The organism is Mesorhizobium sp. M0854, assembly GCF_040319815.1.
In the GTDB taxonomy this organism is placed as follows: Bacteria; Pseudomonadota; Alphaproteobacteria; order Rhizobiales; family Rhizobiaceae; genus Mesorhizobium.
Genome location: NZ_JAMYOL010000038.1, coordinates 26,846 through 44,259 on the forward strand (window position 1 = coordinate 26,846; position 17,414 = coordinate 44,259).

Below are 17,414 nucleotides of genomic sequence, written 5' to 3' on the forward strand. Positions count from 1 at the left end.
TCAGGCCCTGAAAAGGCCGCGGCGGCTGAACAGCGGCGCGCGCTCGCCGATGGCGCTCGGCTCGGTGTGGTAGCGGGTGATGCGCGCGACTTCCCGCGCCGATCCGAAAACCATGGGCACGCGCTGGTGCAGGCTCTCGGGTTCGATTTCGAGGATGCGGGTCATCGTATCGGTGGCCGCACCGCCCGCCTGTTCGACGAGATAGGCGATCGGGTTTGCCTCATAGACGAGGCGAAGTCGCCCCTGCATGTAGCCCTTGCGCTTGTCGCCTGGATACAGGAATACGCCGCCGCGCATCAATATGCGGTAGCAGTCCGCAACCAGAGAGGCGATCCAGCGCATGTTGAAGTCCTTCTCGCGTGGGCCTTCGGTGCCTTCAAGGCAGTCGTCGATGTAGAGCCGCACCGCCTCGTCCCAATGCCGGTAGTTGGCGGCGTTGATGGCGAACTCCTGGGTTCGCTGCGGGATGATCCGGCTCTCATAGGCCTGGACGAAGGTGCCGAGCCTGGTCGAGAGAACGAAGACATGGGTGCCGCTGCCGAGCGACAGAACCAGCGCCAGCTGCGGGCCGTAGATGAAGAAACCGGCGCCCAGCTGGTTCACGCCCGCTTGCAAAAACGAGGCGGCCGGATTCCTATCCGGCGCGCCAGTTGCAGGGAGGAGCGAGAAGACCGTTCCGATCGACACGTTGGTGTCGATGTTGGATGAGCCATCGAGCGGGTCGATGGCGATGGCAAGAGGCGCTTGCCTGTCGAGCAGCACCGGCTGCTCCAGTTCCTCGGAAGCGTAGAGCGCGACCGGAGCGTGGCGCATGGCGTCGAGGAAGATGTCATCGGCGAAGACATCGAGATCCTTCTGGATGTCTCCGTCAGCATTGGCGCCGCGGGTTCCCGCAAAGGCGGTGCCGAGCACCCCTTGATTGATGGTGTTGCGGATCGTGGTGGCCGCCTGCGTCAGCTGACGGATGGTCGCTACGACGGCGGAGCGCAGTTCGTCCGGCTCGCCAAGATAGGAGTTCAGAAAAGCGTCGAGCGTTGCCGCTGGCATCGTAACCTCCCGATCCAGCCGCCTCTCCTCGGGGCCGGCCGGATTGGGAAAGGAGAACAAACGACGCTGGATAAGTAAAATTCAATAACTTTACTCAGGCAGTAAAAAAATTTTAGTATGCCGTATGAGAAACCTCACGCTCAAGCAGTTCAAGACCGTTCAGGCAATCATCAGCCACGGAAAAATCGTCAGCGCGGCCAAGGTGTTAGGGCTGTCTCCTCCAGCGGTGACGATCCAGTTGCGGCAAGTGGAGGAGGAGTTCCAACTGGCCTTGTTCGACCGGACGTCGGACGGCATGCGTCCCACTGCCGCAGGTCTGGCCTTCGTCGAGACGGCACAGGCCATCGAGGAGCGGCTTCGTCTGCTCGAAGACAAGATGGATGCAATCAAGGGCGTGCGCGCCGGCAGCTTGCGGCTCGGCGTCGTTTCCACGGCCAAATATTTCGCGCCGCGGCTGATGGCCGCCTTCATGAAGGAACATCCAGATATCGACATGCGCCTTGCCATCGGCAACCGCGCCGAGACGATCGACAATCTGAAGAACCACGATATCGATATCGCGCTGATGGGACGCCCGGCCAAGGAAGTCCCGGTGCGTGCTTCGGTCTTCGGCGATCATCCGCTGGTCATCATCGCACCGCCCGACCACCCGCTGGCGTCGGCACGCGACATTTCCAAGGAGCGGATCGCCGAGGAGCATTTCCTCATTCGCGAGCCCGGCTCCGGAACGCGCATCTCACTGGAAATATTCCTGAGCGACGTGCCCGGCCGCATCGACGATCTCGGCGTCGAGATGGACTCGAACGAGACCATCAAGCAGGCGGTGATGGCCGGGCTCGGCATCGCCTTCATCTCTGCCCACACCATCGCTGCCGAAACCGAAGCCGGCCGGCTGGTTATCCTCGACGTTGTCGGCATGCCGATCCGCCGGCAATGGTTTTCGGTGATGCGCAGCGACCACGCGATCTCGCCGGCGATGGCGACCTTCCACGATTTTCTGATGCGCAAGGGCGCGATGTACCTGCCCCTGTTCGGCAAGCTCTATCCGCACGAGGAACTGAACAGTAGAGGTCGCGCGAGTTAGCCTAGTTCAACAAGTTTCGGTCGTAGTAGGGACGTGGCGTGCAAATACAGGAGAACGGCGGTGGCGCTGAGCGGCAGCTTCGACTCGACTAACCCCTAAGGCTCGAATCATTTAGGATGGAAGTCCGAATGGAGCGACGCAACCGCTTGTCCGTATGGCTTAGCTGCGCGTGAGCGGTCGCTAAAGCGATCAAGGCCGAGCGGCCGGAGTCGACCCCTAAGCCGACCGTCGGAAGGCGGGCTGCAAGGTCCGCATCCGGCTGGTCAGCGGGCATCGCCCGAAATGGCTGCCTTTGGAGAGCTGTCTCGGACGAGGGACGGCTTTGCACCTCTTCCGGCACATGGTTCGGCAACCGTTGCTGTTCGTGTGTCAAGTTCCTCCGTCGAGTCCTCGTGGATGTCATCAGCGGCGGCTTGATCCTGCATACGGCAGGCTGGTCAATCCGACTTGCCGAGAGCTTTCAGGATGAATCGGATCTGCTCGCGCAGGCCCGCTTCGGTGTCTTCGCCGTATTGGACGCAGTGCTCGATCAGGATCGGATGGAGGAACTGCGTGAACGCGGTGTGGACGGCACGCGCCGCCGTAGCGGAATCGTCGACATTGAATTCGCCCGATTCGATGCCCTCGCGGATAATGACCCCTAAGGTAGTTACCACGTGCTCGATATGCGCCTTGATGGTCGCCCAGTTCTCCTGCATGGCGGCGACAATCAGGTCGTGCATGCGCCTTTCCTTGACCAGCGTCATCTTCTTGTGATGGTGAACGGCGGTCAGTAGCTGACCCAATTTCTCCCCGGCCGACGCGTTCGTGCGCGCGATTGCGAGGGCGATGTCAGCTACCTCGTTCAAAGCTTTCCCGCAGATGGATTCTTTGATTGCGTCCCTTGAGGGGAAGAAGCGGTAGATGTTTGCCGTGCTCATGCTGAGTTCGGAGGCGATGTCGGCCACCGACGTTTTGTTGTAGCCGATGCGGCGAAAGTGCCCCTCCGCCACCTCCAGGATGCGCGCGCGCACCTCGTCGGGATCAGTTCGCATTCGGAGCGGACGATTCATGGATGTCTCCAGGACTGATGAAACGGATCTGGCGGGCTCGCCCTGGGCGATCATCTGTAAGCGGCAAGATCGTCCGGCTGGCCCTGCATATGTTCAGGCAAAACCGGCGGGCGAGAACTTGAACCGTCTTTTCCGACAACAGTGCCCTATTCGGCAGCCATCGCTGTTTGCAATTCCGGTTCCTCGGTCGAAGCCTCATGGGCCACATCTGCGGTCGGCTTGATCCGGAACCACGCGGCATAGAGAGCGGGAAGGAAGAGCAGGATCAGCACCGTGCCGGCCGCCGTGCCGCCGATCAGCGTATAGGCCATCGATCCCCAGAACACGGAGTGCGTAAGGGGGATGAAAGCCAGCACGGCGGCAAGCGCCGTCAGGATCACCGGCCTCGTGCGTTGCACGGTGGCCTCAATGACGGCGTGATAGTCGTCAAGGCCGGCAGCACGGTTCTCCTTGATTTGTTCGGTCAGGATCAGGGTGTTGCGCATCAGGATGCCGGCCAGCCCTATCAGGCCCAGAATGGCGTTGAACCGAAGGGCTGGTTGAAGGTGAGCAACATCGGCACGACGCCGACGAGCCCAAGCGGTGCGGTCAGCACGACCATGGCCATCGTCGAGAAGGATCGTACCTGCAGCATGATGACGATCAGCATGGCGGCGATCATGGCCGGGAAGATCTTGCCCAAAGCAGTGTTGGCCTTCTCAGCCTCCTCGATCGATCCCCCCATTTCAATGTTATAGCCGGCCGGAAGGGACGCGATCAGCGGCTGAAGGGCTTTCATGATCTGCTTTGAGACCTCCGGAGGCTGAGTCGCTTCGTTGATATCCGACCGGATCGTGACGACGGGCGTCCGGTCGCGGCGCTTCAGGATCGGCTCTTCAAGACGGATCTCCGAATGACCGATCTGGTCGAGCGGAATCTGGCGGCCGTCCCGGCTCATCAGCGAGAAATCCGCCAGACGCGCCGGATCCAGCCGCTCAGCCCCAGCGCTGCGCGCCACGATGGGGACATTGCGAATGTCCTCGCGGACCTGCGTGACAGGGATGCCGGTGAGGAGGAACTGGAGCTGCTGGCCTACTTCCGCCGGCGAGAGGCCGATGAGGTTCAGTCGATCCTGGTCAGGGATGAAGCGCAGTACGGGCGTGCGGTTGCCCCAGTCGCGGTTGGCCTGCCGCACGTCCGGGACGCCCCGCATGATATCGAGGGCCTTCTCGGAAATGCTATAGAGTTGCGCGGGATCAGGCCCCGTGACCCGGAACTCGACAGGGAACGGCGTATAGGGTCCGAACACAAGCTGCGTGACGCGGACATCGGCTTCCGGCGCGAGCCCCTGCGATACCGCCTCCCGGAGCCGGTGCTTCAGCGCCTCGCGCGCCTCCGCGTCCGGTGTCAGCACGACGATCTTGGCAAAGGCAGGATCAGGCAGTTCCGGTGCCATCGCGAAGAAGAAGCGCGGAGCGCCCTGACCGACGTAGCTCGTCACGATCTTGGCTTCGGGCTGGCCGTCCAGCCAGTGCTCCAGCTTCTCCACTGTGGCGGTCGTCGTCTCGATGCTGGTGCCTTCCGGCAGACGAACCTCGACCAGCACTTCGGGGCGATCGGATGTCGGGAAGAACTGCTGTTTCAGGCTGCCCATGCCGACAACCGAAAGTGCGAAGACGATGCCGACGACACCGCAGGTTACGAACTTGTGGCGCACGGCAAAGATGATGAGCCGGCGAAGGCGCCGATAGTTCGGTGTGTCGTATATGGCGTGAACGCCGCCTTCGACCGGTTTGATCGCGGGCAGCATCTTGACGCCAAGGTAGGGCGTGAAAACCACGGCGACGATCCAGGAGACGACGAGAGCGAACCCTACGACCCAGAAGATATTGCCGGCGTACTCGCCGGCCGTCGAGCGTGCGAAGCCCACGGGCAGGAATCCAGCGATCGTCACGAGCGTTCCCGACAGCATCGGCGCCGCGGTATGGCTCCAGGCATAGGCCGCCGCCTTGATGCGATCCATGCCCTCTTCCATCTTCACCACCATCACCTCGATGGCGATGATGGCGTCGTCCACGAGAAGACCGAGCGCCAGGATGAGGGCGCCGAGCGTGATGCGATCGAAGAACCGGCCGGTCTCCAGCATGATGAGGAACACGGCGGCAAGCGTCAGCGGGACGGCGGCCGCCACGACGATGCCGACGCGCCAGCCCATGCTGAGCAGGCTGATCAGCAGCACGACACCGAGCGCCATCGCGAACTTCAACATGAACTCGTCGACCGCCGAGGTGATGTTGACGGCCTGGTCGGACACCTTGTCGAGCGTTATCCCAAGCGGCAATGTTCGTGCGATGGCCGCCGTCCGGTCCTCCAGCGCCTTGCCGAGCGCGCGACCGTCCCAACCCTCCTGCATAACGGCCGCGAGCATGATGGTGGGCTCGCCCTGGCGTCGGATGAGATAGGTGGGAGGGTCCTCGTAGCCGCGGCGGACCTCGGCAAGGTCGGAAAGCTTCAGCGTCCGCCCCCCGGCAACGATCGGCGTGTCGGCGATAGCCTGGACACTGTCATAAGCGCCGTTGAGCCTGATGAAGACCTGCGGCCCCTGAGTATCGATCGAGCCCGCCGGTGTGACGGTGTTCTGCCGCTGCAATGCCACGATGATATCCTGTGCCGACACGCCCAGCGTTGCCAGCTTGGCATAGGAGAACTCGACGAATATCTGTTCGGGGCGCTCACCGAGGATGTTGATCTTCTTGACGCCGGGCACGTGCAGGAGGTCCTGTCGAATTGCCTCGGCCTGCCTGGCCAGCTCACGCATCGGCATGCCTCTGGCCTTCAGCGCATAAAGGGCGAAGCTCACATCCGAATATTCGTCGTTGACGAAGGGGCCGTAGACGCCGGGCGGCAGGTTGCGGGCTTCATCCCCCAGCTTCTTGCGGGCCTGGTAAAACTCTTCCTGCACGACGGATGGCGGCGTGCTGTCCTTCAGCGTGACCGTCATATAGGCGTAGCCCGGCCGCGTGGTGGTCTCGACCCGATCGTACCAGGTGAGCTCCTGAAGCCGCTTCTCCAACGGCTCGGCGACAAGGTCCTGCATCTCGCGGGCCGTCGCGCCCGGCCATGCCGTCGTGACCGTCAGGGTCTTAATGGTGAAGTTGGGATCCTCCGCCCGCCCGAGCATAAGGAACGCGTAGGCGCCAGCCGCCACGAGCAGGAGGATGAAGAAGAGGGTGACGGCCCGTTCGCGAACGGCGATCGCTGAAAAATTGAGGTTCATCGTCAGTTGCTCCCGCTTTCGGAAGCAGACCTGACGCGAGCGCCCTCCTGCAGAAGATGAGCGCCGAGCGAAACGACCGGATCTCCCATGTTCAGCCCGGAGACCACGGCGCTTTCGCTTGTCACACGAACAAGGCCGACAGGTCGGAAGTGTACGGTCGAGGTGGCGCGATCCAGGGCCCAAACGCCTGTTTTGCCGCCATCATCGAGCACGGCTCCGAGCGGCACCTGGACTTCCGGCTGGCTCGCCTGGCTTGTGATCCGGATAGTCACGGTCGCGCCAAGCGGTGCTGCCGCGGCCTCCCCGTCGAGCACATAGCGGGCCTCATAGGTACGGGTCTGGGGATCGGCGGCATCCGACAACTGCCGCAGATGCGCCGTATGGCGCCCATCGGCTGCATAAACGGCGGCCTCGGCCACAGAGCCGATCGCCGGCCGGATCGTTTCGGGAAGCGCGACCACCGCTTCACGAGGGCCGGCCTGGGCGATCCGAACCACTGTCTGACCGGCGGAGACGACCTGTCCCGGCTCGCCGATGGTTTCGACCACAGTTCCATCCGCGTCCGCCACCAGGACGGAATAGGCCGCTTCGTTTTCCGCGACTTTCGCTTCCGCTTCGGCGGCGGCGAGTTGTGCGGTCGCGGTGTCCAACGCGGCCTTCGCCTGCTCGTAGCGCTGCGGAGTTGCTGCCAATTCCTTCTTGACCAGAACGGCATAGCGCTTTTCGTCCGCGCTCGCCTGAACCAGCACAGCGCGTGCCGCGGCGACCGCATTGCGCTTGGCGGTGAGCGCGAGAGCCAGATCGGTGTCGTCGATCCGTAGAAGCGGTTGGCCCGCCTTGACCCGTTCACCGACGTTCACCAGGCGCTCGATGATCTTGCCGGGTACGCGAAAACCAAGATTGCTCTGCACCCGCGCGGCAATCGTGCCCGTGAAACCGCGTTCGGATCCAGCCACTGGCGCCGCCGTCACCAATCTGACGATCGGCGCTTCCTGCCTCGGATCCGCCACTGCGGTTGCCTGCGTGCGAATGGGCAGCGTGACGAATGCGGCCATCCCTAACCCCGCGGCCAGGACGCTGCCCAGCCCAATGACAAGTCGCTTTTTCATGCCCATCGCCTCATGCCGAAATAGATTGCGTTCATTCTCTATGCTGTGTCCTGCGTCGACGGGCAGCGGCCGGCTGCGACCTGCGCGGCGAGTCAGTCCGGTAGCGCGTCGGCGCGCGGATGCTTGTCGGTCCCAGTCGCGACTGTCACCTCCTCGCCGGACCTCGAGAACGCGTAGAGAGAGCCCCGGTAGCCCGGCATGGAGAAGGCAACGGAGTCGCGGTCGGCGAGGCCCATGACGACGCGCAGCGGATCGCCTCCGCCCTTGGGCGCGAAGGTGGCGGTGACCTCCAGGAGGTCGCCGTCGATTGGGACGTAATAGACCACCATGTCGAGGCGTCCGTTGTGCAGGCTGCCGGCTTCGATTGGGCGTCCGACGGTAGCTTCCTCGGCAAACGCTGGGGTCGCCAGAAACAGCGCGGTCAGGAGCGAAGCGCTCAGGATCTTGCGGATCATTTCGTGTCTCCTTTTTTAGATTGCATTCGCCATCTATATAGCAGATAGATTACGAATGCAATCTAAAAAAGAGATCGCCGATGCGTGTGAGTCGCGTACAGGCCGCGGAAAACCGCGAAACCGCAATCAACGTGGCAAGCCGCCTTTTGCGGAAGCGTGGCTTTGACGGCATCGGCCTCAAGGATCTGATGAAGGGTGCCGGGCTGACCCAAGGCGCCTTTTACAAGCATCGCATCAAAGGAGGACTTGGTGGCACAGGCGTCCAAGCGGGCGATGGAGAGTGCCAACCACCGATGGTCGGCCGCGACCGCGGCAAAATCCGAGGATCCGCTTGGCGCGGTGATCGCGTTCTACCGGGTAGATTCTGACATCTCGATCCGGTGAAACCTTAGTGGTTTTCTGTCCGCTGGTCGGATCCGTGGCGCTGTCGGGAAGACCACCGAGCAGGACGCCCGCCAGCACAACGCGGGTCTCGTTTTCATGCCCATCTCAGTGCGGCCAAGAGCGGAGCGGTCGGGGTTCTGCGGATCATCTCTCATCTTCTCTTGATAGATTGCGTTCGCTCTCTATATAAGATATAGATTACGAACACACGCTAAAGGGGAGATTACCGATGCGCGTAAGTCGCATTCAGGCTGCGGAAAACCGTGAAACCGTTATCAATGTGGCAAGCCGCCTTTTTCGGGAGCGCGGTTTTGACGGCATTGGCCTTAAGGATCTGATGAAGGGTGCCGGGCTGACCCAAGGCGCTTTTTACAAGCAGTTCGCGTCAAAGGAGGACCTGGCGGCGCAGGCGTCTAGACGGGCGATGGAGAGCGCCACCCACCGATGGTCGGCCGCGACTACGGCAAAACCCGAGGATCCGCTTGGCGCGGTGATCGCGTTCTACCTCAGCATGGACCATCGCGAAGAAAGGATGGACGGCTGCCCGATCGTGGCGCTCGGTTCGGATGCCGCCAGACAGGGCGTGGACGTGAGAGCGTCGTTCGAAGCCGGGATCAGGGAATATCTTGAGATGTTTGGTAGTTGGATTGACGAGGCCGACGGCGAGCGGCCCGGCGACAAGGCCATGGCCATTCTCTCGACAATGGTCGGTGCGGTGCTCCTTTCGCGCGTCGTCAACGACCCCGACCTCGCGGAGGCATTTCTGGATGCGGCGACAGAACAGGTTCGCAAAGCAGCCGGCGCTTGAACGGCGTGCGCAGCGCTGGCGGCGCACCCAAATTGATAGGAAAATAGATGCGACGGATTGTTGTCACAGGCATGGGAGCGGTCACGCCCCTTGCTGCCGATGTCGAAGCGTCCTGGTCGCGTCTCCTGGCCGGCCGCTCGGGCATCCGGAGGCTTGCGGATGATGTGGTATGCGACCTGCCGGCGAAGGTCGGCGGGGTGGTGCCCTCCACAGAAGAAGATCCGGACGCTGGTTTCGATCCGGAAGCCATCCTTCCGCCGAAGGATCAGCGCAAGGTAGACCGGTTCATTCTCTTTGCGCTGGCGGCGGCACGAGAAGCGCTCGCCCAAGCAAGATGGGCCCCCGTCTCGGAAGCGGATCGCTTGCGCACCGCCACGATCATCGCCTCGGGCGTCGGCGGGTTCCCGGCCATAACCGAGGCGGTGCGCACGGTCGACCGGCGCGGCGTCCGCCGTCTATCACCTTTTACGGTGCCGTCCTTCCTGGTGAACCTCGCGGCAGGCCACGTCTCGATCCGCTATGGCTTCAAAGGTCCGCTCGGTGCACCCGTGACGGCGTGCGCGGCCGGCATTCAGGCGATCGGCGATGCGGCTCGCCTGATCCGCGCCGACGAGGCCGATATTGCCGTGTGCGGCGGGACGGAAGCATGCATGAATCTTGTCAGCCTCGGTGGGTTTGCCGCGGCACGCTCTCTTTCGACGTCCTTCAATCACCGTCCTGATGAGGCCTCCCGACCGTTCGACAAGTCGCGGGACGGCTTCGTCATGGGCGAAGGAGCCGGCATGCTGGTCATCGAGGAATTGAGCCACGCGCTGGCGCGCGGCGCAAGACCGCTGGCCGAGCTTGTCGGCTACGGCACGACGGCGGATGCTCATCACGTCACCTCCGGTCCCGAGGACGGCGACGGTGCGCGCCGGGCCATGGAGGTCGCAATCGCCCAAGCAGGGATTTCGCCCCGCGAGGTTCGTCATCTCAATGCCCATGCGACCTCCACGCCGGTGGGCGACCTGGGTGAGATCGAAGCGATCAAGAGCGTGTTCGGGCGCGATTTCGCGATAGCTGTCAGTGCAACGAAATCGGCGACCGGACACCTGCTCGGAGCCGCCGGCGGGCTCGGAGCAATCTTCGCAATCCTGGCGCTCAGGGATCAGATGGCACCGCCGACCCTCAATCTGAGCGCTCCCGATCCGGCCGGCGACGGGATCGACTTCGTCGCAAACCGGGCCCGGCCGATGGCGACGGGCTACGCAATCGCCAATGGCTTCGGCTTCGGAGGCGTTAATGCCAGCGCGCTGTTCCGGCGCTGGACGGATGATCTGGCCGGCGCGAGTACCGGAGGCGCTCATGATTGACGCCTTTCGCTCCGACCTGTCGTGCTTCTCCCACGCCAATCCAAAACGAAGAAAGAAGTGACCTCCATGAACAAGACCAATCTAGGCGTCGCCCTGGTGACGGGGGCATCCAGCGGTATCGGGCACACAACGGCCAAAGCCCTGCAGAACGCGGGCTTTCGCGTGTTCGGAACCAGCCGTCGCGCGGTCGTCGACCGATCCGATGGCGTTACCATGCTGGCCTGTGACGTGACCGATGAGGCGTCCGTGGCGAAACTTGTCCAGGACGTGCTGGCCGAGACCGGGCGCATCGACCTGCTTGTCAACAATGCCGGCGTTGGCCTGCTTGGTGGCGCGGAGGAATCCTCGATGGCCCAGGCCAAGTCGTTGTTTGACGTGAACGTCTTTGGCGTTATGCGAGTAACCAAAGCGGTGTTGCCGACAATGCGCCGCCAAGGCAAGGGCAGAATCGTCAATTTGAGCTCGGTGCAGGGCTTCATTCCAGCTCCCTATTTCGCGCTTTATTCGTCGACCAAGCATGCCGTTGAGGGCTACTCCGAATCGCTCGACCACGAACTGCGTCCTTTCGGAATTCGCGTCGTGTTGGTGGAGCCCGCCTATACCCGCACCTCATTTGAAGAAAATCTCGCCAGGCCGGATCAGTTGCTCGATATCTATGACACTGCGCGCGCCGGCATGAATGCAGCTGTGCGGAAAGCGATGGAAAAAGGCGATGCGCCGGAAGTGGTGGCCAGGACCGTTTTGGCGGCTGCGACCGATCCCGCTCCGAAGGGGCGCTATGCGGCTGGAAAAATGGCGCGCCAGGTCAGTTTCCTGCGCCGTTTCGTCCCCGCATCCGCATTCGACAAAAGCCTGCGAAAGCAACTCGGGCTCCCGGTTTGATGACATCGACGAACACCCGTGAAGATCGGAATCATCGACGCTGGAAACGTCGGCACCACATTGGCGCGGCGCAACCTGACGCGATTGCTCTGCAGAACGCCCTGCGGTCGTTGGCGTTAGATTAGCGCCATGTTATGTTGCGGCGCGAAAGAGCGGGGGCCACGTCCTTTCACACCCGTAAGCGATCTGTATGTGCGACCCCTGCAGACTGGTCGGTATCACAGAAACCTCCCGGGCATGGGATTCGGGAATCGAGGGGGACAAGGGGTAATGCTCTACACGCTCGTTATGATGGTCTGCCTGACGGCTGTGCCGCAGACCTGTGAACAACGCGAACAGATGGTGGACGGCCTGGCGATGAATCCCGGGACCGCCTTCATGCAGGCGCAATCGCTGGTAGCCCAGTGGATCGAGACGCATCCCGGTTATTTCGTTCAGCGCTGGCGCGTGCTGCCCGGCCGTGGATCGTGATATCCGCCGCGAAGATCGAATGAGGTTCTATTTCTTCGCGGCGAGCGTTTCCGAGACGGCCTTGGACAATTGATAAAGCCGCTGCTCGATTATCGTCGGCACTTCACAGACGTAGGTCAGTGATTGAACGCGTTCACCGAAAATTCGCGTTGCGAATTTCAGCTGTTCGGTTCGCCGATCGATCTCTTCGGGATCTGCATCCGGCTTTGTCCGCAATGCATCGACCTCGGACGCTTCCTTGCGCAACGCGGCGGCCATTTCGAGCTGCTTGTGGGCGTAGCGGGAAATACCGGAGATCACCTGCGAGCGCTCGGCGTCCAGGTGGTCGAACATGCCTTGCACCATCATCGCCATTTTGGGTGCACGTTGCTCGGCCGGCAAGGAGGCGGCGAAATCCCTGATCTTCTTTTGAGCTTCCGCAATCGGCATCCGGCGAGCTGCCACTTCCTCGATCAGGGCGGAGATGGTGGGGTCCTTCGACCAGTCCTTCGCGGCTGAAGGAAGATCCGGTCCGCTCCAGATCTGGCCGAGCGAGAGCTGCGGCACCTTGCGCTGCATGCAGGGCCAGTCCGGTTCAGTGTTTGCCGCCATGGCGTTGACGCCCGGCGCGAGCATGGCAATCACAGCCAGGCTCCGAACATGGATCATTCGCGCCATCAGGCATTTCCTCCCGTGTCCTGTTTGCGGGTCATCAGGCCGCGCGAAGGGTCGTAGGCGATGATGGCGGCGGCAAGGAACAGCAGCGTGCAGCCGGCAACGACGCCCAGCGACAGCCAGTCAACCTGGCCGTAGAAGGCGAAGCGGATCAGTTCGACGGCGTAAGTAAATGGATTGGCGAGGCAGATTTTGTAGAGCAGGGGGCTAGCCTCCTGGATACGCCACAAGGGATAGAGTGCCGGAGAAGCGAAATAGCCGGGAAAGATGACGAAGTTCATGATGCCAGCGAAGTTTTCGAGCTGCTTGATCATTGAGGACAGAAGCATGCCGAGCGCGCACAGCATCATGCCTGACAGGAACAGCGCCGGCAGCACGGTGAGATAGCCAAGCGGCGGCGCCTTGACGCCCCAGAACCAGGCAACGATCAGGAACGCGTAAACCTGCGCGATCGACACGGCGACACCGGCGAGCATCTTCGAGATCAGTAAAAACCATCGCGGGAAGGGGCTGACCAGCAGGGTGCGCATGTTGCCCATTTCGCGGTCATAGACCATCGACAGCGAAGACTGCATGCCCGAAAACAGCAGAATCATGCCACACAGGCCGGGCGTGATGTAGACCTCGTAGAGCACGTAGGTCTTGTAGGGCGGGATGATCGATACGCCGAGCACCTGCCGGAATCCGGCGGCAAAAATGAACAGCCAGACGAGCGGCCGAACCAGCGAGGACATAAAGCGCTCGCGCTGATGCAGGAAGCGCAGGCACTCCCGCACGACGATCCCTTTGAGGCAAATGAGGTAGTGGTGGAGCCCAAACTGTTCGAACTTCACCGGCGTGAGGGCTGCGACTTTTGCGGGCATTGCGGGAGCGCTCATGGCGACATCTCCGCGATGCCGCTTGTTTCGATGCGGTTGAGCCTGGAAAAGGCGTCGCGGATCGAACTGGCACCGCTCGTCGCAACGACATCGGCCACCTTACCCTTGGCAACCAGGTCGCCCTGCCGCAGCACGACGACATGGTCGCCGTCTTCGACCTCATCGATCAGATGCGTCGCCCACAGCACACCGATGCCCTCGGTTTCGACGAGTTTGCGGATGGTGGCCAGAATGCCCGCACGCGACTGGATGTCGAGACCGACCGTCGCCTCGTCGAGCAGCAGCAGGGAAGGGCGGTGGAGCAGCGCCCGCGCGATCTCGATGCGCCGCATTTGGCCGCCGGAAAGACTGCGTGCCTTGTCATGCTGACGGCCCTGCATGTTGACTGTCTCGAGCAGCGCGGCAATGCGCTGCCGGACTTGGTGGCCGCCAATGCCATGCAGCGAGGCGTGGTAGGAGAGGTTCTGGTGGACGCTGAGGTCGAGGTCGAGCGTGCGTGCCTGGAATACGATGCCGACACGCCTGAGCGCTTCGCCCGAAGCGCGGCTGACATCATAGCCGAAGATGCGAATCGATCCGCGGCGGGTGCCGTAAAGATGGCTGATCAGTGAGAACAAAGTTGTCTTGCCGGCCCCATTGAGGCCGAGCAGAACGGTGAAAGTTCCCGGCGCGATCGAGAATGAGACGTCCTGGAGCGCTCGCTTCGGACCATAGGAATGGCTGACGCCGGCAACATCGAGCGCTGCCACCTCCTCTCCAGCTCCGCTTGTCCTCACATGCTGCATGCCGCTGGCTCCTTCGGGGCGCGCTGGTCATCTAGTGCACTTGCAACATCCCCGCGGCAAATATTCATCACGTCGGTCTCCCTGATCATTGCTGCGGTCTAGTGGGGCGATATGGCCACGCCCCAAGGCTGCTGGCCCACCGTAACCGATTGAACCGGCTCGTCCGTCGCCGTGTCGATGAAGGTGATGTCGTTGGAATTGCCGTTGGTGGTGATCAGCGTCTTCTGATCGGGGGTGAAGTCGAGATGCCAGACGCGCTGGCCGACCAGGATGTATTTTTCCACCTCGTAGGTTTCGGTGTTGATGACGGCGACGTGGTTCGCTGGGCCGAGCGCGACATAGGCTTTCTTGCCGTCCGCGCTGATTGCGATGCCGACCGGCTGGATGGTTTCGGGCCGCAGTCCCGCAATCGCGAACTGGATCTTCTTCACCACCTCGCGTTTGAGACTGTCGATGACGCTCACGGTGCCGCCGATTTCGGCACTGACCCAAATCTGGGATCCGTCGGGCTTGAATTGCGCAAAGCGCGGACGCGTATCGACCAGGACGTTGTCGGTCACCTCATGGCTGTCGGTGTCGATGAAATGCGCCATGCTGGTGGTTTCGGAGGTGTTGACCATGGTTTTGCCATCGGGACTGACGGCCATGCCTTCAGGCTCCACCCCAACGGGAATCTCGGTCATGACCTGCTTGCTCTCGACGTTGATCGCGGTGACGAGATTGTCGTCCTCGTTGGCGACGTAGAGCGTCTTGCCGTCGGGCGAAAGCACGAACAGTTCGGGATCGGGGCCTGATGGCAGCGTGCCAACGATCTGCAGCGTCGCGGTATCGATGATTTCGATCGTATCGTCATCGCTGGCGCACAAATAGATGAACTTGCCGTCATGCGAGATGGTGATACCGCGCGGCCTCTGGCCGACTTCGACGGTCTTCACCACTTGCATCGTCGCCGTGTCGACGACCGTTATCGTATTGTCTTTCTCGTTGGAGACATACACGGTGTAAGCCCACGCCGGATTGGCCATGAAGCCGAGAATGGCGAGTGCGCAAGCTCGTCTCTGCACGAAAATTCCTCCCGATTGGTTCTACTTAAGGACGCATTTCGTTTCCGGCTGATCGACGCCGAGCGTATCGAGCTCGGAGATCTGGTGGAGATAACCCTCCTGTGGCGATGTCGAGACCACGGATTTGGTGTCGCCGAGCAGGATTGGCTGGCGAAGCTGATGGTTCCACTGGCGGAAGGTCAGCTTCTGTCCCTTGAAGGCGGCGACCGAGAAATCGTCCGAGCGGATGTAGTCGCTGATCTTCTTCGGATCGTCGCCATTGGTCCGCGTGCTGGCTTCGCCCACCGCCCGCACCGCCGTCCAGGCCGACATATCCTTGGACAGCATTCGCCGGCCGGTCGTCCTCAGGAAACGGCTTTGCATTTGAATGCCACCCCATTGCTCGCTCGCGGGATGCCAGGACGATGCGACAAGACCGGCCGTGCCAGCGACCAGCCGCGGTGTCCAGGTGCGGTAGGGCACATATGTTCCGAACACCTCGCTCTCATCGGCGACAAGCACCACGTCATGCTCCGGCAGATCCTGCGTGAACACGGCAATCTGCTGCTGTATCTGCGTGGCGCCGGTGTCGGTTCGGCGCGCTGTGCCAGTGTCTTTGAACTCCTTCTCGGCGACGATCTGACCGCCGAAGCGAGCCGCCGCGCGGCGCAACGCGGCCGCATAGAGATGATCCCGCTCATGCGAACCATAGAGCAGCACCCAATTCGGCCATTTCTTTATCACGAGATACTGCGCCAGCGCGTCAGCCAGCATGCTTCGTGTCGGCGCCACATGGAAAATGTTTATGCGGCAGTCTTCCTCGCGCAGGCTGTCGTCTGTGGCACCGACATTGAAGACCAGAACGCCCTTGTCGCGGGCGATGTCGGCGATCGACAGCAATTGCCTGGCCGAGAGGTCAGCGACAACATAGCGGTCACCTTTGGCAATCAGATCGTTGAACGCCTGAACCGCGTCGGCGTCCGACTTGACCTCGGCTATGTCGAGGCTGAATTTCTGGCTGAGGAACTTTCCTGTCGTGTTGTTGTCGCCGATCGCCACATTGGCGCCGGCGACACCTTCGTCGCGTGGCGGCAGGTCCAGCAGGGAAAGCGCCAGTTGCGGCGCGTAGGCCCGCAAATAACCTATTCTGATTTCGGTTATCTTTCTTTCCGGCCTGTCGGCCGCGACCGGTTGCTTGCCCGTCACTTCCTGGGCCATCACGCCTGTAACGTTGGCGGTCTGGAAAAAAAAGCACAAAAAGGCCGCGAGAGTGCCTGGCACCGCGCTCGTCATCGATAAAACTGCCCATTCTTGCACTAAAGTCCGATTGTTCCCGGACCAGCGCGAATTCAAGGTGCCCACAATGAGCTTAGCGGACGCCACAAGATTTATCAAAGCCCCGCAAGTGGACTTACGTGTCTGCTTTAGTCCTATTCCTTTTCGCGGGGATACGGCGATGAATGAGCGTATTGCGGTCTCATCCGCAGCAATGGCGGAATGAGAAACTCTATGGGTCGTCATGGGAGGATTGCCTGATGAAAACGCGCGCCGCTGTCGCCGTTGCCGCCGGAAAGCCGCTGCAGATCATGGAGGTCGACCTCGAAGGTCCCCGCGATGGCGAGGTGCTGGTCGAGATCAAGGCAACCGGCATCTGCCACACTGACGAGTTCACGCTGTCGGGCGCCGACCCGGAAGGCCTGTTTCCGGCGATCCTCGGCCATGAAGGCGCCGGCATCGTCGTCGACGTCGGCAAGGGCGTCTCCTCGGTCAGGAAGGGCGACCATGTCATCCCGCTCTATACGCCGGAATGCCGGCAGTGCCCGTCCTGCCTGTCGCGCAAGACCAATCTGTGCACCGCCATCCGCGCCACGCAGGGACAGGGTTTGATGCCGGACGGCACCTCGCGCTTCTCGATTGGCAAGGACAAGCTGTTCCACTACATGGGCTGCTCGACCTTCTCCAACTTCACCGTGCTGCCCGAGATCGCGGTGGCCAAGGTCAATGCCGACGCCCCGTTCGACAAGATCTGCTACATCGGCTGCGGCGTCACCACCGGCATCGGCGCTGTCATCAACACGGCCAAGGTCGAGCAAGGCGCGACGGCGGTCGTCTTCGGCCTCGGCGGCATCGGCCTCAACGTCATCCAGGGCCTGC

The 17,414-nt window shown here is 61.9% G+C and carries 15 protein-coding genes and 2 pseudogenes; 7 read left to right on the forward strand and 10 right to left on the reverse strand.

The features are described from left to right. Window positions 1-1,047 (reverse strand): class 1 fructose-bisphosphatase, encoded by a 1,047-nt coding sequence (locus NKH99_RS29805; protein WP_352981071.1) that lies wholly within the window; start codon window positions 1,045-1,047, stop codon window positions 1-3. Window positions 1,048-1,171: 124 nt separating this feature from the next. On the opposite strand from NKH99_RS29805, the gene NKH99_RS29810 reads away from it, so the two are divergent. Next, window positions 1,172-2,131, forward strand: coding sequence for a LysR family transcriptional regulator (locus tag NKH99_RS29810; RefSeq protein WP_352795826.1), 960 nt, complete (start codon window positions 1,172-1,174; stop codon window positions 2,129-2,131). 437 nt (window positions 2,132-2,568) lie between these two features. Here the strand turns inward: NKH99_RS29810 and NKH99_RS29815 are convergent, their stop codons facing one another. From NKH99_RS29815 to NKH99_RS29830, 4 genes and pseudogenes are all read right to left on the reverse strand, one after another. Continuing rightward, on the reverse strand, window positions 2,569-3,183 hold the full coding sequence (locus tag NKH99_RS29815) for a TetR/AcrR family transcriptional regulator (protein WP_352981072.1): 615 nt from the start codon (window positions 3,181-3,183) through the stop codon (window positions 2,569-2,571). Window positions 3,184-3,329: 146 nt separating this feature from the next. Beyond that, window positions 3,330-6,439: pseudogene (locus NKH99_RS29820) on the reverse strand (efflux RND transporter permease subunit). A gap of 2 nt (window positions 6,440-6,441) precedes the next feature. Continuing rightward, window positions 6,442-7,548, reverse strand: coding sequence for an efflux RND transporter periplasmic adaptor subunit (locus NKH99_RS29825; RefSeq protein ID WP_352541887.1), 1,107 nt, complete (start codon window positions 7,546-7,548; stop codon window positions 6,442-6,444). 92 nt (window positions 7,549-7,640) lie between these two features. Beyond that, window positions 7,641-8,003 carry a hypothetical protein gene (locus NKH99_RS29830; RefSeq protein ID WP_352503292.1) on the reverse strand — a complete coding sequence of 121 codons (363 nt, stop codon included), beginning with the start codon at window positions 8,001-8,003 and terminating at the stop codon, window positions 7,641-7,643. An 80-nt stretch (window positions 8,004-8,083) separates the two neighbouring features. On the opposite strand from NKH99_RS29830, the pseudogene NKH99_RS29835 reads away from it, so the two are divergent. From NKH99_RS29835 to NKH99_RS29855, 5 genes and pseudogenes are all read left to right on the forward strand, one after another. Further along, window positions 8,084-8,357: pseudogene (locus NKH99_RS29835) on the forward strand (TetR/AcrR family transcriptional regulator); the annotation flags it as partial. Between the two features lie 259 nt (window positions 8,358-8,616). Further along, on the forward strand, window positions 8,617-9,195 hold the full coding sequence (locus NKH99_RS29840; protein ID WP_353017392.1) for a TetR/AcrR family transcriptional regulator: 579 nt from the start codon (window positions 8,617-8,619) through the stop codon (window positions 9,193-9,195). 47 nt (window positions 9,196-9,242) lie between these two features. Continuing rightward, entirely contained in the window at window positions 9,243-10,547 is a 1,305-nt protein-coding gene (fabF, locus tag NKH99_RS29845; protein ID WP_352779698.1) for a beta-ketoacyl-ACP synthase II, read from the forward strand. Window positions 10,548-10,613: 66 nt separating this feature from the next. Continuing rightward, complete coding sequence (locus NKH99_RS29850) at window positions 10,614-11,429, forward strand: oxidoreductase (protein ID WP_352929001.1); 816 nt, start codon at window positions 10,614-10,616, stop codon at window positions 11,427-11,429. 270 nt (window positions 11,430-11,699) lie between these two features. Next, the gene (locus NKH99_RS29855) at window positions 11,700-11,900 is read left to right on the forward strand and encodes a hypothetical protein (RefSeq protein ID WP_352474601.1); all 201 of its coding nucleotides are present in this window, start codon (window positions 11,700-11,702) and stop codon (window positions 11,898-11,900) included. Between the two features lie 27 nt (window positions 11,901-11,927). On the opposite strand, the gene NKH99_RS29860 is transcribed toward NKH99_RS29855, so the two are convergent. The 5 genes from NKH99_RS29860 to NKH99_RS29880 all read right to left on the reverse strand — a co-directional run bounded on the left by NKH99_RS29860 (window position 11,928) and on the right by NKH99_RS29880 (window position 16,478). Beyond that, window positions 11,928-12,458 carry a hypothetical protein gene (locus NKH99_RS29860; RefSeq protein WP_353017395.1) on the reverse strand — a complete coding sequence of 177 codons (531 nt, stop codon included), beginning with the start codon at window positions 12,456-12,458 and terminating at the stop codon, window positions 11,928-11,930. 98 nt (window positions 12,459-12,556) lie between these two features. Then, on the reverse strand, window positions 12,557-13,417 hold the full coding sequence (locus NKH99_RS29865) for a lanthanide ABC transporter permease protein PedC (protein WP_353017406.1): 861 nt from the start codon (window positions 13,415-13,417) through the stop codon (window positions 12,557-12,559). Window positions 13,418-13,428: 11 nt separating this feature from the next. After that, window positions 13,429-14,217 carry a lanthanide ABC transporter ATP-binding protein PedB/LutE gene (locus NKH99_RS29870; RefSeq protein WP_352779705.1) on the reverse strand — a complete coding sequence of 263 codons (789 nt, stop codon included), beginning with the start codon at window positions 14,215-14,217 and terminating at the stop codon, window positions 13,429-13,431. A 98-nt stretch (window positions 14,218-14,315) separates the two neighbouring features. Next, the gene (locus tag NKH99_RS29875; protein WP_352541893.1) at window positions 14,316-15,281 is read right to left on the reverse strand and encodes a YVTN family beta-propeller repeat protein; all 966 of its coding nucleotides are present in this window, start codon (window positions 15,279-15,281) and stop codon (window positions 14,316-14,318) included. A 21-nt stretch (window positions 15,282-15,302) separates the two neighbouring features. Next, window positions 15,303-16,478 (reverse strand): lanthanide ABC transporter ABC transporter substrate-binding protein PedA1, encoded by a 1,176-nt coding sequence (locus NKH99_RS29880; protein WP_353017398.1) that lies wholly within the window; start codon window positions 16,476-16,478, stop codon window positions 15,303-15,305. Between the two features lie 317 nt (window positions 16,479-16,795). Here NKH99_RS29880 and NKH99_RS29885 point away from each other — a divergent pair. Next, on the forward strand, window positions 16,796-17,414 hold a 619-nt coding region (locus NKH99_RS29885; RefSeq protein ID WP_353017400.1), incomplete at its 3' end, for an alcohol dehydrogenase catalytic domain-containing protein.